Here is a 23,081-nt window from a genome sequence, read left to right as displayed (position 1 = left end):
GTTAACGCTGAAAACATGAACGACTCGCAAGCGGAAATCACCCAAGCAATTCTGAGCCATGCCGCGGTCGATGCGATTTACCTGTACGGTTCCCGCGCCAAAAATACCGCCCGGCCCGACAGCGATTGGGACATCGCGGTGATTTTCAGCAATTACGAAACCGACCCGCTGCAACGCGCCGTTCGCCCGCAACTGCTGGAAGCCGAAGTCGAGCGCGAATTAAAACGCTACAACCAAATCAGCATCGTCGATCTGGAAACCGCGCCCACGCTGTTGCAAGTCGGCATTTTGCAATCGGCGATAAAATGGTACGACCGCAACATACCGCACGTCAGACGCATCGAGCAAAGCATCTGGTCGAAATGGGAAAAGGATTATGAGAGATATTGCCTATGAGCAGGCGCTGATGCGCCACCGCCGCAAAATGCTGCGTATTCTGGACGACTACAGCCAGGAAAATGCGGACAGCTGGACTGAGCGCGATTTTCTGGCGATACAGCGCGCATTGCAGGTTTTCATCGAATCCTTCATCGGCATGGCGCGCTATTTTGTCGAGCAAAAATACCAGTTATCGGTCAGCCAATCACGCGAAGCGCTGGACGAATTGAAAAGCCGCGGCGATTTGACACCCGAGCAACATGCCAAGCTGATGAAAATCATAGGTTTTCGAAACGTACTGGTCCACGACTATTTGGACGTCAACGACGGCATCGTGCAAGCCATCGTCACCAAAAAGCAGTATCTGATTTTGGAGGAGTGGATGGTGGTTTGGCGCGGAGAGTTGGATGAATGTGAGCCAGAATGCCCGAATGGGAATAAGTAAGCCGATAAGGCATCGAAATTTCCAAAGCCACCGTTAACAATTAGTCTTGTTCTTCGGCGGCGTCCGACCCATATAGGACTATGAGTTTTAATTTCTTGATGGCGGCAAATGAACGTAATGCTGCCATTCCCTGGTTCCCACGCGCTGCGTGGTAACCAAAAAGCACTGCGCTGCGGTGCCAGAATAACCGCAGCGCGGTAAAGCCAGTTCTTCCAACGCAGCGCGTTGGAACGAGTAACTTGCCGCCGCGCGATGGACTGATTAGGATCAGTCCTAATAGACTGGACGAAGGAGACGAGCTATGGCTCTAGCGCTAAAAGACCGACAACAACACAATTACGGCGACTATTTACAGTGGCCTGAGGATATGCGTTACGAACTGATCGACGGCGACGCGTTTTTAATGTCACCGGCCCCGGACTTGCCGCATCAGGACGTTGCCGGCGAAATTTATTTCCAAGCGCGCCAGGCATTGCAAGGCAAACCTTGCCGCGCTTTCATCGCCCCAGTCGACGTGCGCTTGCCCAAACGCAATGAAGCCGACGAACTTATCGACAGCGTTGTGCAACCCGATGTGCTTGTGGTCTGCAACGCCGATAAACTGGACAAACGCGGCGTGCGCGGTGCACCGGATTGGATCGTAGAAGTGTTGTCGCCGTCCACCGCCAGCCATGACCAGATCAAAAAGCGCGACCTTTACCAACGCGCCGGCGTCCGCGAATACTGGTTGGTGCATCCCATCGACCGGATTCTGACTGTCTACCGATTGCACAACGGCGAATACGGCAAACCCGAACTATACCCGCTGGAAGGCGAAACCCAGGTCGGCATTTTGCCGGAGATCGTTATTGGTTGGGACGAGTTGGTGGCGCGGCTGCCTAAGGATTATTGAGTATGAAACGACGTTATCTGGGCTTGCAAAGCCAAGCCGTCCGGTTACCCGAGTACGTTCGTGCTAATCCCGACCGCATGGAAGTTTTGCGCATCGGCGACGAATTCGTGATGCGCGAAACACCGATAAACGCCTCGGCAATCTTCGACGCCCTCAGCATCTTACCGGATGATTTCATGGCCGAAGGTCGCGAAGACAGTTTGCCGCAACAGCACGAAGCGTTTGGATTATGAGACGTTAGCTGCCCGCTACTGAGCACTACCGTCTAGTGCACCCGAAGACCCTTTCGCCCCCAAACAGCCAATGACGGGGAATCTGAAGAGGCAAGAAAAGTCAGATAAGCTGCCATTCAATTGTAGGTGCGATTAGCTTGCGTAATCGCACATTTCGAAGTCAACATCCTCCGATTACGCTATTGCTAATCGGAGCTACGCGGGCTCGAGATTTGGCATGCAACCTGAGGTGAAGAATGGCATCGAAGGAAACACCCCTCGGTTAAATAACGCGCGCCTGTTGTAATACAATGCGGCTAAACTCCCCGAAATTAATTTAAGGTGGCGACATCATGACATTGGATATCGACGACGACACAGCTAACCTGCTCCGCCGGTTGTCTGAGCAGGAACACCTCAGCCCCTCGCAACTGATCAAAAATTTGCTTGGTCATTACCTAGAAGACATCGCCGACGCCGCCGCTGCGGATGCCGCGTTAACCGAATTGGCCAACGGCAAGGACGATAGCATCAGCTTGGCGGAATGGGAGCAACAACTGAATGCATTGGAGCGTTAGGCTGAAGACCGGCGCCGCCAAAGCTATCAACAAACTGGACAAACCGGTCCGCGACCGAATCAAAACCTTTCTCGATCAATTAGCCGAGCAAGACAATCCGCGTATTAACGGCAAAGCCTTGCAAGGCAAATTGTCCGCATACTGGCGCTATCGGGTCGGCGACTATCGCTTGATTTGCCAGATTCAAGACGACGAACTCATCGTTTTGGTCGTCGAATTAGGGCATCGAAAAGAAATTTATCGAGACAAGCATTAATCGCCAAAAATCTGACCCCAACACTTTACTTAAAATCCATTGCCAATAATGTTCAGTTTACACATCGTGCTTGTTAAAATTTAGGCATGACTTTCGATTATCAGCCTTCTGAAACAATCACCGACGCAATCGACTGGAGCACCCAGAAATCCAGGGCGTTCAGCGATGCCGAAATTGAATTAGCTATCTCCAAATTTCCCAAGACAAGATATTACGGTAGTAAGCGCCGCTTGCTCGGCTGGATATATCATGCGGTCAAGGATTTACCTTTCAATACGGTATTGGATGGTTTTGGTGGAACGGCAAGCGTTTCGCTGTTGTTTAAGGCAATGGGTAAGCAGGTCTATTACCATGACGCCCTACTCAGCAACACCATTTCGGCACAAGCGTTATTGGCCGACGAATTCCCTTTTTCCGACATTAACGACGCTTATCAATTTATAGAAAGTATCAAGCCAGAAAATGGTTTTATAGCAAAAACATTCGCCAACATGTATTACACGGATGAAGAAAATCAATGGTTGGACGGTGCTGCAAAAGCAATCCATGCGGTAGACAATCCCCTCCAGCGTAGCGCTTACTTCTATTGTCTATTTCAAGCTTGCCTAAAGAAGCGGCCATTTAACCTTTTTCATCGAGCCAATTTAAACTTGAGATTAAACAAGGACGTTAAGCGTTCATTTGGGAATTTTTCAACTTGGGAACGTAGTTTTGTTGACCTAATGAAGCAGCACTTATTTGAACTATCAAAAATCATTATAAATCGAAATAATATTACCACAGTTTTACCACCTAGCGACGTGTCAGAATTGACTTCAAAGTTCGATTTAATCTATATAGATCCTCCTTATGTTCCACCATCAAGAACCACCGATGACTATTTAAAGAAATATCATTTTTTAGAAGGATTATCTGATTACGATAACTGGAAAAAAAAATTAGACCACGAATCTATTATTAAAAGCCATACTTCCATTAAATGCATTAAAGAATGGAACGAAAAAACCCGTTTTAAAGAGCGACTATCTTATTTAATAGACGCACATAAAAACAAGATCGTTGTTATGTCTTATTTGGAAAACTCGTATCCATCAGCAGATGAAATTACAGAATATTTTAAATGCAATTTTTCACACACAAAAGTAATTAAAAAAGATTTTTGCCACGCATTGGCAAAAGAAAACAAAACAGAGTTAATATTTATTGGGAGCAACAAATGGATGAATTTTTGAAAGGGCAAACCAAGATCAAAAACTCGCTTATTGTATTTTCTGCTTTAGCAGGTTGGTGAAAAACTCTTTTTTACAACCAATAGAGTCTATATTTAGTGTCGACAGGCTGATCTTTATACTAAATAAAGGCCCGATCCATCTGAATTAGTGACCAGAACATGGTTTTTCACCAACCTGTTAGGCGCAATTATTGTAATTCTTTTTGCAATATATTTATATGTTGCAAATGAAAAGCTACTTGCAGTTATATCTGGCTTATTAGCCGGTTTCATTGTTGCCTTATTTCAAACCTTATTATCATTGAAAGCGCTGCAAAAGCTAGATAAATATGACAATTACAAGATAATAGAAATTTTACCCAGACGAAATAACCGAAGTTATTACAAATCATTACTTTCGAACTCAAGAAAAAAAATATGCGTACTTGGAGTGACTGCCCAAAGATTTCTGCATCATTTTGCCAACGAAGAGGACTCTGAAGAAGGCGCAAATGTATTGCTATTAGCGTTGTGCAAGGGGGTCGAAGTCAAAATACTGGTAACCGATCCGAAACGTTTGGCTGGAAATGATAAGCGCAAAGCTGAGATAGCGGAATCCCAACTTAAAGAATTATCAGAAAAATTTAAGGGAAAATTCAAGTATGCATATTATGACCATGAACCAATGCATAGTATTGTTATCGTTGATAGAGAAAGCATTGTCGGCCCGATGTTTCCAGGGTTAAGTAGCGAGCACACACCTGCAATACACCTGTTAAACAACAGCGAAATTGCCGAAAATTATATAACTTATTTTAATAATGAATGGAAATCATGGTGGAAACAGGAAAACGACCTTGCACAGAATTAAAAATCATAAGCAAACCCAGAATCCATTTAACGCTCCTTTCGATGCATGAAAACTTTTTTCGCATTAATGGTGGCATGGGTTATTCCATGGATAGCCCCAAGTGCAAAATAAGTTTTTCAAAATCGAAGAATTTCTTTATTTACGATAATAGAAAATTCCCATCCAGCGCCAAAGAAACTGACCAGTTGCGCGCTTTTCTTCGATCTAAACAAATGAGTTATGGTTTTGAGGAATCGTTGAAAATTTCCATTTCCGGCAACATGCGCCCCCATGCCGGCTTCGGTTCCGGCACCGCGGTGACCCTCGCCTGCCTGGAAGCCTTGCATATTCTGAATGGCTCCGAAATTACGCCGTCTGAATTGGTGGCCGCCTCCGGTCGCGGCGGCACATCTGGCGTCGGCATCCATAGTTACTTTTCCGGTGGTTATGTGTTCGATCTGGGCCGCAAGGCTGATGGTGATTCATTCTCGCCGTCGCATCTGAACGGCAATAAACCCACGCCGTTACTAGTCGACCAAGGCCCTATGCCGGATTGGGAATTCGGCATCTGCATGCCTGCGGCGATTGCGCATAAAACCCAAGCCGAGGAACGCGATTTTTTCCGGCGCACTTGCCCGTTACCGGCCGACAAGGTTTACGAAACCGTTTACCACACGCTGTTTGGCTTGTACGCCGCATTGCGCGAAGCCGACCGCGCGGCATTCTGCGCAGCTTTGAAAGCAGTGCAAAATTGCGCCTGGAAACTGGCGGAACGCCGGGAATACGGCGAGGCGTTATTCGGACTCGAACAGGCTATTTATGCAGCGGGTGCCGATGCGGTCGGCATGTCCAGTCTGGGGCCAAGTTTATTTTTTCTGGCTGACGACGTGAACAGCGTAGTTACCGCAATGCGCCTGTCGCGGCCGGATTGCGAATGGCTGGTCACGCGTCCGGACAATCGCGGCCGAGAAATCGTTTATGCTTGAAATCGTTTTTTTCACTTCCAGCCCGATCAAACTGGCTCACGCCCGTTATCTATGCCGCGAGTACGCCGTGCGCATCGTCAGATTTCGCGAAAAAACTTTCGGGGCAAATTACGAAGAGCCACGTATATACGACCGCGAGGAATTGATCGAGCGTAGTTATCAAGACGCCTTGCAACGCTGGAAAAACTTCGTATCGAAAGAAGGACACAAACTTTTCTTTATCGAGGACACTTCGGTCGTCGTCGAGGCGTTGAGCAAGAAAAGTGAAGTGCCGGGACTGGATGTAAAGTACTGGATGAAGGAAACCGAGTTTGCCACGTTAGACGAACACTTACTGAAGATGGGCAACGACCGGCGCTGCCGAGTGCGTTCCGACGTAGTTTTGCATCTGCCGCCGGAATTGCGTGCGCATGAAGCGAACGATAGCTACCGAACATTTACCAGTTTCAGTTTCGGCAGCATCGTCGAGCGGGAATTCGATTTCGAAACCAATTTGCTTTACCCGTGGCTGGATAACAAAACTTTCAACAAATGGTTTGTGCCGGAAGGTTGCCAAGCCCCGATCAGTTTGTTGACTATTGAGGAAGCCGACAAGCACGATTTTCGCGCGGGCGCATTTGGAAAAATGCTCGAGTTTCTGGAAAGCTGTGGCGTTATTCAGAAACGCCGCTCCTTGCCCAAGCAATACCAACTCGAGGCCAGCGCACCGTTGTTCGTTATTTGCGGCCCCTCTTGCGCCGGAAAAACCACATTAGCGGAGTATTTAGCCGACAACTACGGTTATTACCACGTTGAGGCCAGCGACTTTATGTATCGCAGTTATTACCAGCGCCACGGCGTCAGTTCATCGGTACCCATCGGCGATTTTGCCGAACAAGCCTTGAAAGACCAACCCGAAATCGTCGCCGAACAAGTATTGGAAGACATCAAAGCCAGTCAGCCGCTGGCGGCCATAATCACCGGCTTTCGGTCGCCGGAAGAATTGACTTGGTTTCAAGATCATTACGACGGCCACCAGCCGATTGTGCCGGTTTATATCGACGCTGAAACTTCGATTCGCTTTGAACGCTCTTTGCTACGAGGACGGGAAACGACTCAAGACAATTGGGAGCGATTCGAACGGCGGGATTTACAACAAGCAAAGATGGGGCTTGGGGAATTAGCCGAATTATTGCATTCGAATGCCGTCAAAAACGAAGGCGGCAAAGAGGCATTTTTTAGGGAATACGCGGATCGCCATTTATCGGATTGGCCGTTTCCAGAGAATATCGGCATGCCCCGCCTTAAGGCCGGCGAACTTGAAAAATTGATTTTGAAAGCGTTATTTGATCAGTGGCATAGCCGCGCATATTTCACCACCACCGAAATCGCCCGTTTAATCAACAACAATCAACCCGCCGATCAACAACGCAGCAAAAACAACATTAGCCGGTATTTCAATCAGCGTTTTTATCCGTACTATGAAATCAAATTGATCGATGGTAAACGCAAATATCGGCTATCGAATACCGGATATGGCAAAGCAAAACTGGTTTGAATGGTCGTTAATTCCCTGACACGCAAAGCGTATCGGAGGAAAAATGACTTCGAACCGGGCGATTGCGAGAGAAAATCAGGCCTGGATTCAGAGCACCCGTTTCCAAATTGTTCATGCGGCTGTAAAACTAATCTTCTACAAGCGCTAAGAGTCGTTAGCGCCCCTTAAATTCACGCATAAACCGGCCCGCTAACCTCCAAACAAGTCAGTTACAAGCGCAGGTCGAATTCCAGTTGGTGGTAGTCCGGTTCCATGTATTCGCACAGTTTGTAAAAGGCTTTGTTGTGTTCTTTTTCGCGCAAGTGCGCCAGTTCATGTACAGCGATTGCGCGCAGGAACGGCAGCGGCGCGATTTTGAATACGGCGCCGATGCGGATTTCGTTTTTGGCTTTCAACTGCCCGCCCTGCACCCGCGACACGAAACTGTGCAAGCCCAAGGCTTGGTGCAGCAGGTCGAGCTTGTCATCGTAAACGATTTTGCTCAGCGGCGCGGACTGGCGCAGGTACTGGTTTTTCAGGTCCATGACGTAGGCATACAAGGCTTTGTCGCTGCGAATATCGTGCAGGGTCGGATACTTGCGTTGAATGACGCCGGCCAGCTCGCCGCGGTCGAGCAGGTTTTCGACTTTTGCCGTTACCGCCGCCGGGTAGCGGTTGAGATATTTCAAGCGGCTCATGCCGGCATCTCCGCACTGTTACGGAACACCAGCAAGCGATTGTTGGCCGGCATCGCGTGGTCGGCCTGCAGAACCAAGCCGGCGCCTTGCGCCAGCCGGCAAATCCATTCGCAATCGCGGATGCCGCTCAGCGGATTTTGCGATTTCAACCATTGTTCGAAACGGGCGTTACTATCGCTGGTGAACTGGCCGCGATAATTAAACGGCCCGTAGATGCAAACCCAGGCGTTGGGATTGAGCAGTCCGCCCAAGCGGCGGAATAAGATTTCGACTTCGGCCTCGCTCATGATGTGCAAGGTGTTGGCGCTGAACAAGGCATCGATCGCGGAGCACGGCCACACCGGGTCGTTGACGTCCAAAACCACTGGCCGCTGCAGATTGGGCAGCTTGGCCTCCTCCACCCACAAGCGAATGCCGGGCAGGTTTTCGGCACGGTCGGTCGGTTGCCAGGTCAAATGCGGCAATTGCTCGGCAAAAAAACAGGCGTGCTGGCCGCTACCGCTACCGATTTCCCAGACGGTAAGCGGATGGGTAAATACCTCGCGCAGTCGCGCCAGGATCGGTCCCTTGTTATTTTCGCAAGCTTGGGAAAACGGCTTTGGTCCGGTCATGGTTAAAATAGGGTTATGGAGATTCGTTTTGTAAACCGCATCGGCGACATCGAGCGCCGGGATTGGAACACCCTGGCCGGGCACGACTATCCGTTTTTGCGCCACGAGTTTCTGGCCGCGCTGGAACACAGCGGCGCAGTCGCGCCGGCCACCGGCTGGCAGCCCGAGCATGCGTTGTTGTACCAAGCCGGCCGGTTGGTCGCCGCGATGCCGTTGTACCGCAAGACTCATTCCTGGGGCGAATACGTGTTCGACCAGGCTTGGGCGCGAGCTTACGCGCAACGCGGTTTGGCCTATTATCCCAAATATCTCGCGGCGGTTCCGTTTACGCCGTGCACGGGGCCGCGCATCGTCGTCGCGCCGGATCGGCCGGCCGACGAAGCCGTGGTTCCGCTGCTGGACGCGGTATTGGAGCGGGCGCGAAGCGACGGCCTATCGTCCTGGCACTGTTTGTTTACGGATGCCGACTTGGGCGAGCGCTTGGCGCAGTACGGTTTAATCCGCCGCGAAGACGTGCAGTTTCAATGGTTCAATCGCGCTTACCGCGATTTCGACGATTACCTGGCCGCGCTCAGCGCCGGCAAACGCAAAATGGTCAAACGCGAACGGCGCAAAGTCGGCGCACAAGGCATCGAACTGGTCAGCCTGGACGGCCGCGAAGTGGACGCCAAACAATGGCAGGCATTTTACCGGTTTTACGCACTGACCTACCTCAAGCGCCGTTCGCAGCCCTATCTGAATTTGGACTTTTTTCTGCGGCTCGCGGCCGACATGCCGGAGCAGTTGCGTTTGATTTTGGCAATGAAACGGGGGCAAGCGGTTGCCGCCGCGCTGTTTTTCGTCGGCGGCGATACCTTGTACGGCCGTTACTGGGGCTGCGACGACGATTACGACGCACTGCACTTCGAAGCCTGCTATTACCAGGGAATCGCGTATTGCATCGCCAACGGTTTGAGCCGTTTCGACTCCGGCGCCCAAGGCGAACATAAAATCGCACGCGGTTTCGAGCCGGTGACGACCTCGTCGTGGCACTGGATCGCCGAACCCGGTTTCGCCGCGGCCATCGCCGATTTCGTCGCCCGCGAGCGGCTCCACGTCGCGAGTTACCGGGCCGACGCGGCGCAATATTTACCGTTCAAGCTCAACGCAGACGCGACGGCCGGCAACGATGACAGCCATTTCAGATAAGGACTGTGTCGGGTAAATCGTATGCGCCGACAGTTACGTTGTTTGCTAGCCGTCCCCAATGTCGGCTACATAATTTGAGTATTTAACAGCAGTAAACTAGCCGTAAAACGGGATCGACCGGCCGTTGCGGCCTGCTCCAGCTTCATCCGCGCCGGCCGATGGCGATCCGTTAAACCCCAATCTAACCCAATATCCGCGCCAATTCTAAATGCTCTACCGCCTCGGCATCATCTCCGACACCCACGGCCTGCTGCGACCGCAGGCGCTGGCCGCGCTTCGCGGCTGCGAGCGGATTTTGCACGCCGGCGACGTCGGCAAGCCGGAGGTGTTGCATGCGCTGAACGAGTTGGCACCGGTGACGGCGGTACGCCGCAATAACGATAACGGCGTTTGGGCCGACGAGTTACCGGCCTGCGCGCGCGTCGAGGCAGGGCAAGTCGGAATCTATCTGCTCCACGATCTGGCCGAACTTGACATCGATCCGACCAGAACCGGGATTCGCATCGTGATTTGCGGCCATTCGCACAAACCGTCATTTTCGGAACGGGATGGGGTGTTGTATCTAAACCCCGGCAGCGCCGGTCCGCGGCGTTTTAAGTTGCCGGTTGCCGTAGCCGAATTAACCATTGGCGCCGCTGCGGTGCAGGCGCGAATTATCCCGCTGGCGGTTTGAATCGTTTGGTTTTATAGATTGCCGTGTAAAATCCGGCAAGCCGCTTGCGGCGCCACACAACCGGCAATTGGCCTTGTTCATTCTAATCAACCGTAAACAAACCACCGACCATGAGTTTCGACTTCAACGCTTACCTTAACCGCATCGGCATAGCCCGACCCGAGCCCACCCTCGCCGGCCTGAGCGCATTGCAACAGGCGCAACTCAGCGCGATTCCGTTCGAGAACATCAATCCGCTGCTGGGTTTGCTGCCCGATTTGGAACCGGCGGCATTGATGGACAAGATCGTCGCCAGCAGGCGCGGCGGTTACTGTTTCGAGCTGAACGGATTATTCGAGCACGCGCTGAACGAACTGGGATTTGCCTACCAGCCGATCATGGCACGGGTGCGGATGGGACGCAGCGAAGGCGGGCCGCGACTGCATTTGGGCTTTATCGTCGAGGCCGACGGCGAGTCCTGGCTGGTCGATGTCGGATTCGGCGGCCCCAGCCACTACCGGCCGTTGCGTTTAGGTACAGAGCAGGGACAAATGTTGGACCACAACCGTTTCCGGCTGCGCCAGGAAGCGGAATCGGGGGAAACCGTGCTGGAACGGCAGCAAGACGGCGACTGGTTTGCGCTGTACAGTTTCGACCGCTCCAGAGTCCAACGTTGCGACCTGGAAGCGGCTAATCTGGTCTGCACCACCTGGGACCAATCGCTACTGTCGCAAAATCTATTGGTTTGCCGGAATACCGCCGCGGGCTGGGTGCAGTTGTTCAATACCAACTTTTCCCAATTTCGTGCGGGGGAGCAAGTCAGTACGCCGGTTAACAGCCGGGCGCAATTGTGCGATGTGCTGGGGGAACATTTCGATATCGAGCTGACAGACGAGGAATTGGCCCGGCTCGCCGAACGCTTGGCGTTGGCTGCCGGCTAAATCGCCGTGGCACAAGTTCCAGCGGCCGCTGTGAAGCGCTACAAAGCGTATCTGCCCGAAGCCGAAAGCGGGTTTGAGGTATCGGGGCGGGATATTCGGGACCGGCCGGTGCTGCACCGCCGGTCAGCGAGCAGTAGGCCGCAAAGTTGCAATATCGAGTCTGGTGGGTGCTGAGGGGTTCGAACCCCCGACCCTCGCCTTGTAAGGGCGATGCTCTCCCAGCTGAGCTAAGCACCCGACTCGAGGCCGCGCATTTTATCGAAAACCCCGCTCAGCGCAAACTGTTTTTGCCGATTTTACCGCAACGCCGTCGGGCAAAGCTCAAGGGTTCGACTCGCCGGGCCCGACGCCTCCGGCAAACCTGCAGTTGAAAAATTCCGGTTTTGGCTTACCTTAGTGTAGGCATAAGACTACAGAAAGTCGCCGTACCGACGCTCCCTTTAATCGCCGCTCCGTTTACCGCCGAAAATCGCATGAGTAAAAGTTCTTCGTTCATACCTATTTACGATTTTTCTCCCAGCGTAAACGCCAATTATCTGAAACAAATTCTGCCACTGCTGGTGCGGCATAACGTCGCGGCCAACCCGATCAATTACGCGATTTGGTACGACTACGTCGCCGAAAGCAATTCCAGCCTGACCCGCGCCGTCAATAGCTTGATCGCCGAGCAAAAAAAGTTCGATTACGAAACCAGCGTCGATCTGATAAAACCCACATCTGCAATGCCTCGCTGGAATCGTTCGAGCAGATCAGCCGCCAGTTGCATAAAGTGATCGAGCAAGCCACCAGCGCGATCAACGACACCTATCACAAGGCCGAGGAAACCAACGACAGCTTCCAGAAAAAGTCGGTGATTCTGGAAAACTTTTCCGCGTCCGGCGGTTTGAAAACCGTGTTGCAGGAAATCATCCAGGAAACGAAGTCGCTGGCGCTGACCAGCCAGGCCATGCAGGCCAAGCTGACCGACGCCAACCGGGAAATGGAACAACTGCGGGAAGAACTGGCCCAGGTCAAACAGATCGCCACCACCGACGGTTTGACCGGTCTATTGAACCGGCGCGCATTCGATATGACGTTGGCGGAAATCGTCGAAAGCTCGGCACCGGAAACCACCTGTCTGTCGATGCTGGATATCGACCATTTCAAACGCATCAACGATACCTACGGCCACACCATCGGCGATAACGTGATCAAATACGTGGCCACGCTGATGAAAAAACACACCGAAGACCATCACCACGTCGCCCGCTACGGCGGCGAGGAACTGGCCATCATCATGCCCAACACCCGCGCCGAGCGGGCGTTTCAGATTTCCGAGAACATTCGCAGCGCAATGGAAGCCAGCCGCTTGCAGCGCAAGAACGACAACCAGCCGCTGGGGAAAATCACCTTATCGATCGGCGTCGCCCGCTTGCAAGCCGGCGACGATTCGGAAAGCTTTCTGGTCCGGGCCGATAACGCCCTTTACCAGGCCAAACAAAGCGGCCGCAACAAAGTCGTGCCGTCGTAAACCGGGTTCGGCCCGGAAACCTCAGCCTGCGGCGAAGCGCTGCACGACCAGGCAGCCGACCATGTCGCCTTCGACGTTGACCATGGTCCGCACCGTGTCCAGCACCCGGTCTATCGGCAACAAAATCGCGACCGCCTCGGCCGGCAAGCCGACCGCTTGCAACACCATCACCATCGTCACCATGCCGGCACTGGGAATACCCGGCGCACCGATGGCGGCCACCATGGTCGTGAAGCAGACGATCAACTGCTGCGCCAAATCCAATTCGATTCCGGCCAGATTGGCGACGAATAATGCCGCGGCCGCCTCGTACAGTGCGGTACCGTCCATATTCACCGTGGCGCCGAGCGGCACCACGAAACCGGCGATGCCGGGCTTGACGTGCAGATGCTGCTCCACGCAGCGCAGGGTCACCGGCAGCGTCGCCGAACTGGAACTGGTAGCAAAGGCCGTGACCAGCGCGGCACGCGACCCGCGAAAAAACTTCAACGGCGACATGCCGGTCGCCAGAAATAGCAAGCCCGGCAACACGACGCAGCCGTGCAGCAAGGTAGTCCCGACCACCACCGCGACGAATTGGGCCAGACTGTGCAGCAAGGCCATATTCTGCGTCGCCAACAATTGCGCGAGCAAAGCGCAAATCCCGAACGGTGCCAACCGCATGATCCAGCCCACCAGGCGCAACATCAATTCCAGCCCTTCCTGTAGCAATAACAGTATGTTGCGGTAGCGTTCGCCGCCGACCACCAGCGCAATCCCCAACAGCAGCGCGAACACGACGATTGCCAGCACGTTGGCTTGCGCCAGCGCGGCAAACGGGTTGACGAATAAGCCGTGCAAAAAACTGGCGATGAATTCGGCGAAACTCATCTGTTTGGCGGTAAAACCCTGGCTGGCGTCACGGAACAGCTCCAAATTCAGGCCTTTGCCCGGCTCGAACCAAATGGCCGCCCCCAGCCCGAGCAAGATAGCCAAAGCCATCGACAACACGAAGAAACTCAGCGTCGCGATCCATACCCGGTGTAACTGGCTGTGCAAGCGCAAATTGGCGACGCCGACCGCAATCGAAGTAAACACCAGCGGCACCAACACCATTTTCAACAGATCGACAAACAGATTGCCGACCAGCCCCAGCAGATACATGCCGTGCCGGGTTAGCTGCGCCTCCGGGCCCAAGCGGGCTAAACCGACGCCCAACCCGACACCCAGGGCAGCCCCGAGAAAAATTTGCCCGTTCAATCCGATTTTCACCGCGCTCTCCGTTTGCACACTGGTCGCGCCGATTTTAACCCGGCCGACGGCGGTGAATCCGCCTTTTCACTGTCTCGGGCTTTGCATATAGACTTCGACCTTACCAGCGGCCCACGGCTACGATGCGTCGCCACCGCGTTTTCCAAAGCGGCATGTTTAGCCATGATCGGCAAAACGGTTGCGTTAGATGAATGCGGCTTAGCGCAACCGGGCAAAACCCGCTGCAGCAGCGGCGCCAACCGCTAACGGCGCCGCCCGAATAATGTCTTTTTATAACTCAGCCGCACCGGCAAAGGAGCAAGCATGAAGATCGAACCCAAATCCACGGCAAGCAAAGCCGGCAAACGCCCGGCAGCCAAAACCGGCTTGACCGCAAGCGAACGGCGTTTGTGGCAGGCGCTGGACCGAATTGCCGAGCTGGAACAACGCTTGGCTACACTGGAGCAAGTTATTCGGATCGCGGCCGACGGATCGGTCAGCATTACCGCGGCGGCGAATCTGGAAATCAACGCGAATCAGGCGGTTATCAATGCCGCCAGCGTCAAGGCCGCCAACGTCATTCAATGCGATACGCTGATCGCGAACAACGTAGTGGCATCGACCTATACTCCGGGCGCGGGGAATATCTGGTAAACCGCAGCGAACGGGCAGCGCAAAGCGCCACCCGGCGCGGGATAGGATTGCGCGCGGTTTGGCGTCTAACGGCGACGTTTAGCCAAACCGGCGCCGGCGGCCAAAACCGTGCCGAACAACCAAAGCGCCGAAGGCAGCGGTACTGCCGCTACCGTAGCGGCGGCAATGAACGGTTCGCCCGCCAAACCTTGTTGGTTGGAATGGAACCGGATACTGAGCAAGGTTTGGTTAGCAAACGCGGCCGGCAAGTTGAAAATCTGCTGGTCCAAGCGGGCGCGGCCGCTGCCGGCGGAAAAAGCCTCGATCGCATCGACACCGTTGATGGCGTTATTGAAGCCGCCGTCGTAATGGTCGCGGACGTTTTGGCCTTCGATCAAATCCACGCTATAGATGTCGCCCAGGCTACCGCTGAAACTGACGTAGCCGACGTTGGCGCCGTCGGCGCCGTAGGCGGTATTGATCAAGGTAAAGGCCTGGGTCACGCCGAAAATATTGACCGGGATATCGATCTCGCCGTTATGGAATGCGGTGTTGCCGTCGCCATCGACCGCCAATTCAAACGGCACGCCGTTAAAGGTATGCGCACCGGGAAACAGGCTGTCGTAACTGGCCCCGTCGGTCCAGGTTCTGATATCCGCGTTGAGGCTGGGTAAGGCCAGCGTGGTGTAAGACGCATCGGCAACCCCCGCTTCGGCAACCCCCGCTTCGGCAACCAATAGCAATGCTGCAAGTATCTGTGTTTTCATATCGGCTCTCCCGTCAATTTGGCCAACAATACCCCAAAATTTACCCGAGTATTGCCGCCTATTTTATTTGAACCGCGTCACAAAGTCATGCTGTAATGCCGGACAGGAAGCCGATGTTCATCGCCCTGTAAAACCGATGCGCCAGGCTTCGGCAAGCGGCCCGGACTAGTCGAACCGTTCGGGCTTTTGCCGTGCGTGTTAGGGTTGCCGGGAAAAGCCGCGCGCGAGCCGATGCGCACGATGCTGCTTGCCGCCTAGCTTGAACGCACTGTTAGAGGAGATTATTTAATGGAAAAAAGGAAATCGATTTTGCTGGCGGCAAGCCTGGCCGGTTTACTGGCCGGTCCGGCGGCGGCTGTCACCATTCACTTCGACTACAGCTACGACGGCGGCTTCTTTTCCGGAAGCAATCTGTCCCGGCGCACCACGCTGGATGCGGCCGGCCAATATTTCTCGGCGGTGCTGCAAGACAGTTTGGCGGCTATCGATTCGAACGGCGGCAACCAGTTTACGGCGATCTTCAGCAGGCCGGACACCGGCGCGACCGGAAATTTGGCGGCATTCGACGTCGCCGCCGACACGCTGACGGTATTCGTCGGCGGCCGCGACTTGGGCGGCAACGCGCTAGGGCTGGGCGGGCCGGGCGGCTACAGCGTCACCGGTACCCAGAGCTTTTTGAACCAGGCCGCCTATCGCGGCGAAACCGGCGCCCAAACCAATCCGCCGTCGGATTTTGCCACCTGGGGCGGTTCTATCAGTTTCGACGCCGATGCGGCCTGGTATTTCGATAGCGATCCCGCCACTACCGAATCGTTCAGCGGCTTCGATTTTTACTCGGTGGCCTTGCACGAATTGGGGCACGTACTCGGCTTCGGTACGGCAAACTCCTGGAGCCGCTGGCTGCAAGGCGGCAAATTCACCGGCCTGGAAGCCAAATTGGCCAACGCCGGCCAAGACGTACTGCTGTCTGCCGACGCGGCGCATTGGCAATCCGGGCAAACCAGTACCGTCAACGGCCAAGGCAGTTACCAAGCGGCAATGACGCCCAATATCGCAGCCGGCACCCGCAAGAACTTCACCGACCTGGACTTGGCGGCGCTATCGGACATCGGTTGGGAAGTGGCGGCCGCCGAGCCCGCGCGCCAAGTGCCGTTACCCGAACCGGCTTATTGGTTACTTGCCGCCGGATTGGCCGCCATCGGCCAGCGCGTGCTAGGCCGCGGTCGCGCCGAGCTACCGGGTTAAGCGCAAGCCCATTGCCATGTCCGTCAGCCGTTGGCTTGCACGCGGCCGGCCAGCAATTTGCCGGCACGAATGCACAGCAACCCGGCCAACACGGCCAACAGCCAACGCCCGCCGCTCTCCAGAAAGATCATGGCATCCAAGCTGAACGGAACCGGCCTGGACCGTCCGGCCTGCTCGGCCATGTTCTGAAACATGATTTCCAAGTTACCCAGCAGCACCAATGGTACCGTTGCAGTTACCAGCAATAACGACAGCAGGATACCGCCAATGGCCGCGATAATCCGCTGCGCCAACGCCGCTCCGGGCCAGGCCAGTATCAGGGACAAAGTAATCACCGGCGGCACCAGGGTATGCGTCAGATGGGTGCCGGCCGTCATCTGGGCGCCGGGATTGACGGTATAGCCCACCGCAACCGGAATCGGCCGCAACACCCAAGCCGATACCGAAATCAAATAATCGTTGTCTTGTGCCACCAAGGCCAGTCCCGGCGCAAAATCCTGGCTCCACTCGCGGATACCGAAGTCGACGAAGGGCAGCAAAAACGCTCCGACCGGCTGGCGAAATACAAAAGCCAGCACCGACAGTAGCAACCAAACCAGCAACAACCTGACGCTGAATCTAACTAACTCTGCGCTGTCCATCGGCATCCGAGCGCGCCCACGCCGCCCACCAGGCAAAAAACAAACAGCCCAATACGACAATCAAAGTCGGCGCAAAATAAGTGTGGGCCGGCAAAAACCAGGCCGGGTAATACGCTACGACAAAATAAATCGCGGCAATGCGCAGCAGGTTCAGCAAATACATGAAACCCGCCGCGGCCAATACCCCGGCCAATTTACGGCCCAGGTTAGCCGGATACGCCAGCATGGCCGACACCACCAGAAACATCGCACCGGACCCGTCGCATCCGCGCACAATCTCCAAGTTGGCTCGCGCCGAAACCAAATGGTTGCCCACCGCTACAACCTGTTCGTCCGGCGCCAATAGATCGATCACCGCCACATCAGGCCGCACCAGCCCCCAGTGGTACAGCGTATCCCGCAATAAATCGTCCGGAATTTGGAAATACGCTTGATGCATCAAACCGTAAATGCCGGCAAACCACAGCGGAAACCACCAGGGCCGAAGCTTGGCAGCGATGAAGGCGGATGGAGTAGTTACTTCGACAGGATCAGCCATGGTCTCGATAGTTAGTCAGGCAACCGCATGACACATTGCGGTTAATTCGATGCTTGCCCGCACAACAACGCCCTACGCACGGCGCAGTTGCTGCGGCAGTGGGAACCCGGTCGTCTATTTCTTCGGGCTTCGCCTTTCACCGCAGTGGAGCATCCGCTTCGAGCGCACCCGGCAAACCGGTTCCGGTGCCGCGCATCATGCGCCATTACCGAAATAAACTACACGAAAGTACGACACAATCCTTATGAGACCGTAGCACCAATAAAAAAGGCCTAGGTGAAAAACACCTAAGCCTTTGATATATGGAGCTGGCGATGGGACTCGAACCCGCGACCGGCTGATTACAAATCAGCTGCTCTACCAACTGAGCTACGCCAGCAAATTGGCTGGCCATTATACAAAAAAAACCGGATTAAGCCATTTCTTTTTTCACTACCGGCTTATTTGTTACGGATGCTGTCGATCATGCCGGACAAGTAATCCATGATTTGCGCCAGGAATAGGATCAGCCGGTCGAGCTGAGCCTGCAAGAAGAACAGGAAATGACTGTGGTCGAAATCCTGATCCAGATAAAAACTCAGGCCGTTGTTGATGGTATTCAAGCCCATCGCCAGCATGATCAGAGCGGCCGCCTTGAACATGTAGCCGCGCAACTTCGCACTCATTTTGCCGAAGGCGACGCTGATGAACAGCATCATCGGCAAGGTTCCGGCGCCGAAAGCCAGCATCAAAGCCCCGCCCTCCAGCACGCTGGTTGCCGTCGTTGCTTTCACTGCCATCGCAAACGTCAGCATGCAGGGCATCAGGCCGTTCAGGAAGCCGGCAATCACCGAACCGATCAACGGCCCTCTTTGATTGGCGGTGGCATAGCCCTTACGCAATACCGCCAACGGAATCAGCCGCAAGGAGCCCTGCCAGGGTATCCAGCCTAACACGCCCATTGCCAGGGCGATAACCACCAAGCCCATCGTGATCTGCAAGACGCTTTGGATTTTGCCGAACAAGCCGCTCGATACCAACACCACGCCCAACGCCGCCGCCAACATGCCGATCGTGGCGTAAACCGAAATCCGCGCCATTTGGTAAGCCAGATAAGGCAAATAGCTTTTGCTTTTTCCGGCTTTCATGAAATAACCGGATACCAGCGCCCCGCACATCCCCAGGCAATGGCCGCTGCCCAAAAAGCCGGCGGCAAACGCCAAGGTGTAATCGAATCCGCTGGCCGCAGCCATTTCGGTCATGCCATGCATGGCATGACCCATCCCTTCCATACTGTGGTGGTTCATTTACTTGTTCAATCTCAGAGAATTGACAATGACGGATACCGAGGACAATGCCATTGCCGCGGATGCGAACATCGGATTCAGCTTGCCGAGCGCCGCGACCGGAATCGCCACGGTGTTGTAGCCGAAGGCCCAGAACAGGTTTTGTTTGATGACGCGAATGGTAAAAGCGCTGAGCTCGATGGTATCGGTCACCTTGCCGATATCGCCTTGTACCAAGGTCAGGTCGGCCGATTCGATGGCAATGTCGGCGCCGCCGCCGACCGCGAAACCGACGTTCGCCGCCGCCAGCGCCGGCGCATCGTTGATGCCGTCGCCGATCATGCCGACGTTATGCCCTTCCTGCTGCAGCTGGTGGATGATTTGCAATTTTTGCTCCGGCCTGGCGTTGGCCACGACGTCGGCTATGCCGACTTTGTCGGCAATGAAATGCGCGGTCTTTTCGGTGTCGCCGGTCACCATCATGGTTTTGATGCCAAGGCGGTGCAAACGCTCGATCGCCTCCGCGGCCTCCGCGCGCGGGCTGTCGGCTATTGCAAACACCGCAGCCTCTTTACCGTCTACCGCCATATACACCGGGGTCTGGCCCTGGCGGGCAAACAAATCGGCATGTTCGGCGAGACGCTCGACCGCCACTTGCTGGCTTTCCAGCCAGGCCTGATTGCCCAACAAAATTTTGTATCCGGCCACCTCGGCCCGGATGCCGCGGCCGGTTTCGCTGTAAAAATAAGCGCACTCGCCCGGTTCGACACCTTGTTCGCGGGCGTGGGCGACCACGGCTTTACCCAGGTAGTGTTCGGAATTATTCTCGGCCGATGCCGCCAGCAATAGCAGCTTGGCGTCCGCCATTCGCGAGAGCTTGACCAGTTTGCTGACCCTGGGCCGGCCCTCGGTAATCGTGCCGGTTTTGTCGAACACGATCGCGTTCAGTTTGCTGGCGATTTCCAGGCTTTCGCCGTTGCGGATATAGACGCCCTGTTTGGCGGCCTGACCGGCGCCGACCATGATCGCCGCCGGCGTCGCCAATCCAAGCGCACACGGGCAGGCAATCAGCAGCACGGTAATCGCATTGCCGAAAGCGAAGCCGAAAGGTGCGCCGACCAGCAGCCAACCGGCCAACGTCGCCGCGGAAAGCCCCATCACTACCGGCACGAATACCGCCGAAATTTTGTCCACTTGCTTCTGGATCGGTAATTTGGTCGCTTGCGCCTGGTCGACCATATGGACGATACCGGCCAACACCGTGTCCATGCCGATCGCAGTCGCTTTGACGTGCAACACGCCATTGCCGTTGACGCAACCGCCGATCACGGCGTGGCCCGGATTTTTCACCACCGGCATACTTTCGCCGGTGATCATGGCTTCGTCGACCGTGGAAATGCCGTAGACCACCAAGCCGTCGGTCGGAATCTTCTCGCCGGGCCGCACCAGCAACAAATCGCCGATCCGAATATCGTCGATATCGACGCGCCGCTCGTTACCGCCCTCGAGCAGCAAGGTAGCGGTTTGCGGTTGCAAATCGACCAGTTTGCGAATCGCCTCGCCGGCCTTGCCGCGGGCGCGTTCTTCCAGGTAACGGCCGAGCAGTACGAAAGTGACAATCGCCGCGGCGGCTTCGAAATAGATGTGGCCGCGGCGGCGGAACAAGGCCGGCACGCTGTAACCATAAGCGGAGCCGACGCCCAAGGCGATCAGGCTGTCCATGTTAGCCGCCCGTTGTTTGGCCAAGCGGTAAGCCTTGGTGAAGAACTGGCGGCCGGAGCCGAACACTACTTGCGTGGTCAGCGCGAATTGCAACCAATGCAGCCAACTGCGGCTGCCCATCGCCATCGCCGATACCACGACCGGCACCGTCAACAGCCCTGCGGTGACGAATCGGCGCCGGGCCAGGTCAATGCGTTGCAACTCCTTTTCGATCAGTTTCTTCCTTTGCGACAAGGTATCGACCGGCATTGCGCTATAGCCCAGTCGTTCGACGATTTCGACCACGTCGGCCGCGCTCAAACAGCCTTGCACGTTGACGGTTTCGGTAGCGAAATTGACGCCGGCCTTGTTGACCCGCTGGTCGCGGTTCAGCACCATTTCGATCAATAGCGCGCAGGATGCGCAACTCATCCCCTGCACCGCCAAATCGATATCGTGCAGCGGGCCGTCGAGGATTTTGCGCTTGTCTTGTTTAATATCGGTCCGCTTCTGGGCGATATTACCCAACACGGCGTCCAACATGATCAGCAGGTTCTTTGTCGGCAGCCGGCCGGAATCGAATTCGATCACCACCGAACCGATCGCAATGACCGAACGCACCCGCTTAATTTCCGGGCGCTTCTTCAGTAGAATTTCCAGGATGTATCCGCGCTCCGGATCGCCGGCCAGAACGTTCGAAACGATGCGCACCCGATTGCGCAACTGGTGGCGCAATTCGAAGTTTTTGGGGATTGGGGTCTCGGTTTCCATGGGCGGGATAATCCTGTACCGGAAAGGCGAACCGGTGCGCCGCCGGCCAAACGGCGGCCCCGGACTGAACGTTATTTGGGCCTGCGGGAGCGGACCAGTAGGAAAAACATATAGAACAAGGCCATCCATTCGTAACGGTACACAAACGGCCTAACCAGCCATTCCTGCGTGATCCGCGTCCAATGAGTCTTGATCAAATACAGCACCAACACGTCATTTAAAAAATCGATCGTGGCTTTTTCCGGGTCTTTGATCAACGCTTTCGGACCTTTAACACCTAGTTTGCCGACGATTTTCGCCGCTTGCAGCGTTTCTTTACCGGCCTGGTACTTTTCTCGAAACCAACCGCCGACATGGGTCTTCTGCAAACGCTGACCGATGTTGAGTATCGATTTTTTAGCCTTGTCGGCCAGAGGCGTCTCGAACAGCCCCTGTTGCTCCAACTCGGTGACGATCCGGGATAAACGGACCGCCAATTGGTTAAAACCGCAAACCGCGTCGTCATAGCGGATCGATAATTTGCGCTGGCTTCGGTACAGGCGGGCCGAGCGGACGCCATCGATTTCCACCAGTTTTGCCGCCAATAGTTTGGCGACCTCCGCCTGGCAAGCCGGTTCCGGCAATTGAAACCGCACGTGGCCGTCGCCTCGATAACGCAATAAAAATTGTTTCTGGATAGCCATGATCGTTAAAAAACAAAAACGGGCGATTCGGCGTTGCCGAAACCGCCCGTTGTCAACTCGGCGATGGTTTAAGCTGGACGTTTAAACCCGGCATCGTCACTCGCTTTCTTTAGCCTCGGCGACGATATCTTCCAGGTTTTCTTTTTGATGCAACACGAAGTCCTTGCCGGCCTCAATGGTTTTGCTGGCGTTGGAAATGATCTCTTTCCTGTATTTGTAGACGAAATAACCGGCAACCATACCGGCACCGAAAACCAGCAGTGGGTGTTTCGCTAACTTGCTCATTAATTTTCCTCCAGTATTAACCGTTGCGGTCGCCAAAGTACCCGCCATCACTTGTTTAGCCATTGACGGGCCGTTTACGTCGGATTTGGGATCGTGTTTGTGCGCCATTATATCCTCTACGCTAATTAAGAATGCGGCTGCCGGGCGTCATCCTGGTCGGGCAATACCTGTGCTTCATGCAACATTTGGTAAATACCTTTACAGCCTTCGCAGCAGAATTTTTTGTCGCCGTCGACGGTTTTAAGTTCAAAACCCGCTACTTCCACCGTCAAGCCACAAAGATCGCAATCTTTTTTAATTTCATCCGTCATGACACAAACTCGTTTTCGTTCGGCAATTTCCAATAACGCGTAATGGAATTATACCCGAAGCCGAATAAGCGGCTTGATGAAAACAAAC

General features: G+C 54.6%; 28 protein-coding genes and 2 tRNA genes. 17 read left to right on the top strand and 13 right to left on the bottom strand.

From position 1 onward, the window contains the following. Nucleotides 1-15 precede the first annotated feature (15 nt). The 10 genes from mntA (at nucleotide 16) to VXJ35_RS07545 (ending at nucleotide 7,344) form a co-directional block, all read left to right on the top strand. On the top strand, nucleotides 16-396 hold the full coding sequence (gene mntA, locus VXJ35_RS07590; protein WP_064021111.1) for a type VII toxin-antitoxin system MntA family adenylyltransferase antitoxin: 381 nt from the start codon (nucleotides 16-18) through the stop codon (nucleotides 394-396). Next, nucleotides 377-823, top strand: a complete 447-nt coding sequence (gene hepT, locus VXJ35_RS07585; RefSeq protein WP_064021110.1) for a type VII toxin-antitoxin system HepT family RNase toxin — start codon at nucleotides 377-379, stop codon at nucleotides 821-823. Before mntA ends, hepT begins: the two co-directional genes overlap by 20 nt. A gap of 301 nt (nucleotides 824-1,124) precedes the next feature. Continuing rightward, entirely contained in the window at nucleotides 1,125-1,715 is a 591-nt protein-coding gene (locus tag VXJ35_RS07580; protein ID WP_064021109.1) for a Uma2 family endonuclease, read from the top strand. Between the two features lie 2 nt (nucleotides 1,716-1,717). After that, nucleotides 1,718-1,948 carry an antitoxin gene (locus VXJ35_RS07575; protein WP_082880835.1) on the top strand — a complete coding sequence of 77 codons (231 nt, stop codon included), beginning with the start codon at nucleotides 1,718-1,720 and terminating at the stop codon, nucleotides 1,946-1,948. A 332-nt stretch (nucleotides 1,949-2,280) separates the two neighbouring features. Then, nucleotides 2,281-2,505, top strand: coding sequence for a DUF6290 family protein (locus VXJ35_RS07570; RefSeq protein WP_231914869.1), 225 nt, complete (start codon nucleotides 2,281-2,283; stop codon nucleotides 2,503-2,505). Continuing rightward, complete coding sequence (locus VXJ35_RS07565; RefSeq protein ID WP_064021106.1) at nucleotides 2,489-2,761, top strand: type II toxin-antitoxin system RelE/ParE family toxin; 273 nt, start codon at nucleotides 2,489-2,491, stop codon at nucleotides 2,759-2,761. Before VXJ35_RS07570 ends, VXJ35_RS07565 begins: the two co-directional genes overlap by 17 nt. A gap of 86 nt (nucleotides 2,762-2,847) precedes the next feature. Next, nucleotides 2,848-3,993: a DNA adenine methylase gene (locus VXJ35_RS07560; protein ID WP_064021105.1), complete on the top strand. Its 1,146-nt coding sequence runs from the start codon at nucleotides 2,848-2,850 to the stop codon at nucleotides 3,991-3,993. 147 nt (nucleotides 3,994-4,140) lie between these two features. After that, on the top strand, nucleotides 4,141-4,842 hold the full coding sequence (locus VXJ35_RS07555; protein ID WP_064021104.1) for a hypothetical protein: 702 nt from the start codon (nucleotides 4,141-4,143) through the stop codon (nucleotides 4,840-4,842). Continuing rightward, nucleotides 4,797-5,807, top strand: coding sequence for a beta-ribofuranosylaminobenzene 5'-phosphate synthase family protein (locus VXJ35_RS07550; RefSeq protein WP_231914868.1), 1,011 nt, complete (start codon nucleotides 4,797-4,799; stop codon nucleotides 5,805-5,807). Before VXJ35_RS07555 ends, VXJ35_RS07550 begins: the two co-directional genes overlap by 46 nt. After that, on the top strand, nucleotides 5,800-7,344 hold the full coding sequence (locus VXJ35_RS07545) for a non-canonical purine NTP pyrophosphatase (protein ID WP_064021103.1): 1,545 nt from the start codon (nucleotides 5,800-5,802) through the stop codon (nucleotides 7,342-7,344). The genes VXJ35_RS07550 and VXJ35_RS07545 overlap by 8 nt, the downstream gene beginning before the upstream one ends. Before the next feature lie 209 nt (nucleotides 7,345-7,553). Here the strand turns inward: VXJ35_RS07545 and VXJ35_RS07540 are convergent, their stop codons facing one another. Together VXJ35_RS07540 and VXJ35_RS07535 are read right to left on the bottom strand one after the other, a co-directional pair. Continuing rightward, nucleotides 7,554-8,021, bottom strand: a complete 468-nt coding sequence (locus VXJ35_RS07540; RefSeq protein ID WP_064021102.1) for a M48 family metallopeptidase — start codon at nucleotides 8,019-8,021, stop codon at nucleotides 7,554-7,556. Next, nucleotides 8,018-8,632 carry a DUF938 domain-containing protein gene (locus tag VXJ35_RS07535; RefSeq protein ID WP_064021101.1) on the bottom strand — a complete coding sequence of 205 codons (615 nt, stop codon included), beginning with the start codon at nucleotides 8,630-8,632 and terminating at the stop codon, nucleotides 8,018-8,020. The genes VXJ35_RS07540 and VXJ35_RS07535 overlap by 4 nt, the downstream gene beginning before the upstream one ends. A gap of 15 nt (nucleotides 8,633-8,647) precedes the next feature. Between VXJ35_RS07535 and VXJ35_RS07530 the strand changes: the two genes are divergently transcribed. The 3 genes from VXJ35_RS07530 to VXJ35_RS07520 all read left to right on the top strand — a co-directional run bounded on the left by VXJ35_RS07530 (nucleotide 8,648) and on the right by VXJ35_RS07520 (nucleotide 11,413). Continuing rightward, nucleotides 8,648-9,820 (top strand): GNAT family N-acetyltransferase, encoded by a 1,173-nt coding sequence (locus VXJ35_RS07530; protein ID WP_064021100.1) that lies wholly within the window; start codon nucleotides 8,648-8,650, stop codon nucleotides 9,818-9,820. A 208-nt stretch (nucleotides 9,821-10,028) separates the two neighbouring features. Next, entirely contained in the window at nucleotides 10,029-10,493 is a 465-nt protein-coding gene (locus VXJ35_RS07525; protein ID WP_064021099.1) for a metallophosphoesterase family protein, read from the top strand. Between the two features lie 110 nt (nucleotides 10,494-10,603). Further along, the gene (locus VXJ35_RS07520; RefSeq protein ID WP_064021098.1) at nucleotides 10,604-11,413 is read left to right on the top strand and encodes an arylamine N-acetyltransferase; all 810 of its coding nucleotides are present in this window, start codon (nucleotides 10,604-10,606) and stop codon (nucleotides 11,411-11,413) included. A 161-nt stretch (nucleotides 11,414-11,574) separates the two neighbouring features. Here the strand turns inward: VXJ35_RS07520 and VXJ35_RS07515 are convergent. Beyond that, nucleotides 11,575-11,650 (bottom strand) — tRNA-Val (locus VXJ35_RS07515). 236 nt (nucleotides 11,651-11,886) lie between these two features. On the opposite strand from VXJ35_RS07515, the gene VXJ35_RS07510 reads away from it, so the two are divergent. After that, on the top strand, nucleotides 11,887-12,186 hold the full coding sequence (locus VXJ35_RS07510; protein ID WP_231914867.1) for a hypothetical protein: 300 nt from the start codon (nucleotides 11,887-11,889) through the stop codon (nucleotides 12,184-12,186). Continuing rightward, on the top strand, nucleotides 12,183-12,923 hold the full coding sequence (locus tag VXJ35_RS07505) for a GGDEF domain-containing protein (RefSeq protein WP_231914908.1): 741 nt from the start codon (nucleotides 12,183-12,185) through the stop codon (nucleotides 12,921-12,923). Before VXJ35_RS07510 ends, VXJ35_RS07505 begins: the two co-directional genes overlap by 4 nt. A 21-nt stretch (nucleotides 12,924-12,944) precedes the next feature. On the opposite strand, the gene VXJ35_RS07500 is transcribed toward VXJ35_RS07505, so the two are convergent. After that, a complete protein-coding gene (locus VXJ35_RS07500; RefSeq protein WP_064023416.1) occupies nucleotides 12,945-14,174 on the bottom strand; it encodes a dicarboxylate/amino acid:cation symporter in 1,230 nt (409 codons plus the stop codon). A gap of 303 nt (nucleotides 14,175-14,477) precedes the next feature. On the opposite strand from VXJ35_RS07500, the gene VXJ35_RS07495 reads away from it, so the two are divergent. Continuing rightward, complete coding sequence (locus VXJ35_RS07495) at nucleotides 14,478-14,807, top strand: hypothetical protein (RefSeq protein ID WP_064021097.1); 330 nt, start codon at nucleotides 14,478-14,480, stop codon at nucleotides 14,805-14,807. 65 nt (nucleotides 14,808-14,872) lie between these two features. Here the strand turns inward: VXJ35_RS07495 and VXJ35_RS07490 are convergent, their stop codons facing one another. After that, nucleotides 14,873-15,553: a hypothetical protein gene (locus VXJ35_RS07490; RefSeq protein ID WP_157198114.1), complete on the bottom strand. Its 681-nt coding sequence runs from the start codon at nucleotides 15,551-15,553 to the stop codon at nucleotides 14,873-14,875. Between the two features lie 288 nt (nucleotides 15,554-15,841). Here VXJ35_RS07490 and VXJ35_RS07485 point away from each other — a divergent pair, with 288 nt between their 5' ends. Next, nucleotides 15,842-16,798: a matrixin family metalloprotease gene (locus tag VXJ35_RS07485; protein WP_064021095.1), complete on the top strand. Its 957-nt coding sequence runs from the start codon at nucleotides 15,842-15,844 to the stop codon at nucleotides 16,796-16,798. Nucleotides 16,799-16,821: 23 nt separating this feature from the next. Here VXJ35_RS07485 and VXJ35_RS07480 read toward each other — a convergent pair whose 3' ends face one another. The 8 genes from VXJ35_RS07480 to VXJ35_RS07445 all read right to left on the bottom strand — a co-directional run bounded on the left by VXJ35_RS07480 (nucleotide 16,822) and on the right by VXJ35_RS07445 (nucleotide 22,993). After that, a complete protein-coding gene (locus VXJ35_RS07480; RefSeq protein ID WP_064021094.1) occupies nucleotides 16,822-17,439 on the bottom strand; it encodes a hypothetical protein in 618 nt (205 codons plus the stop codon). Continuing rightward, complete coding sequence (gene xrtM / locus VXJ35_RS07475; RefSeq protein WP_064021093.1) at nucleotides 17,417-17,977, bottom strand: exosortase family protein XrtM; 561 nt, start codon at nucleotides 17,975-17,977, stop codon at nucleotides 17,417-17,419. Before xrtM ends, VXJ35_RS07480 begins: the two co-directional genes overlap by 23 nt. A gap of 303 nt (nucleotides 17,978-18,280) precedes the next feature. Continuing rightward, nucleotides 18,281-18,356, bottom strand: a tRNA-Thr gene (locus tag VXJ35_RS07470). A gap of 61 nt (nucleotides 18,357-18,417) precedes the next feature. Beyond that, nucleotides 18,418-19,263 carry a sulfite exporter TauE/SafE family protein gene (locus tag VXJ35_RS07465; protein ID WP_064021092.1) on the bottom strand — a complete coding sequence of 282 codons (846 nt, stop codon included), beginning with the start codon at nucleotides 19,261-19,263 and terminating at the stop codon, nucleotides 18,418-18,420. Next, the gene (locus VXJ35_RS07460; protein ID WP_064021091.1) at nucleotides 19,264-21,714 is read right to left on the bottom strand and encodes a cation-translocating P-type ATPase; all 2,451 of its coding nucleotides are present in this window, start codon (nucleotides 21,712-21,714) and stop codon (nucleotides 19,264-19,266) included. It lies immediately after the preceding gene. A 71-nt stretch (nucleotides 21,715-21,785) separates the two neighbouring features. Continuing rightward, entirely contained in the window at nucleotides 21,786-22,397 is a 612-nt protein-coding gene (locus VXJ35_RS07455; protein ID WP_064021090.1) for a hypothetical protein, read from the bottom strand. A 96-nt stretch (nucleotides 22,398-22,493) separates the two neighbouring features. Then, nucleotides 22,494-22,790, bottom strand: coding sequence for a hypothetical protein (locus tag VXJ35_RS07450; protein WP_054762250.1), 297 nt, complete (start codon nucleotides 22,788-22,790; stop codon nucleotides 22,494-22,496). A gap of 17 nt (nucleotides 22,791-22,807) precedes the next feature. Continuing rightward, nucleotides 22,808-22,993 (bottom strand): heavy metal translocating P-type ATPase metal-binding domain-containing protein, encoded by a 186-nt coding sequence (locus tag VXJ35_RS07445; RefSeq protein WP_064041388.1) that lies wholly within the window; start codon nucleotides 22,991-22,993, stop codon nucleotides 22,808-22,810. Between the last annotated feature and the right edge of the window lie 88 nt (nucleotides 22,994-23,081).

Origin of the sequence: Methylomonas sp. DH-1 (assembly GCF_046097555.1) — a bacterium.
In the GTDB taxonomy this organism is placed as follows: domain Bacteria; phylum Pseudomonadota; class Gammaproteobacteria; order Methylococcales; family Methylomonadaceae; genus Methylomonas; species Methylomonas koyamae.
Note: the sequence above shows the minus strand (reverse complement) of the source record. Positions and strands in the feature narration are given on the sequence as shown.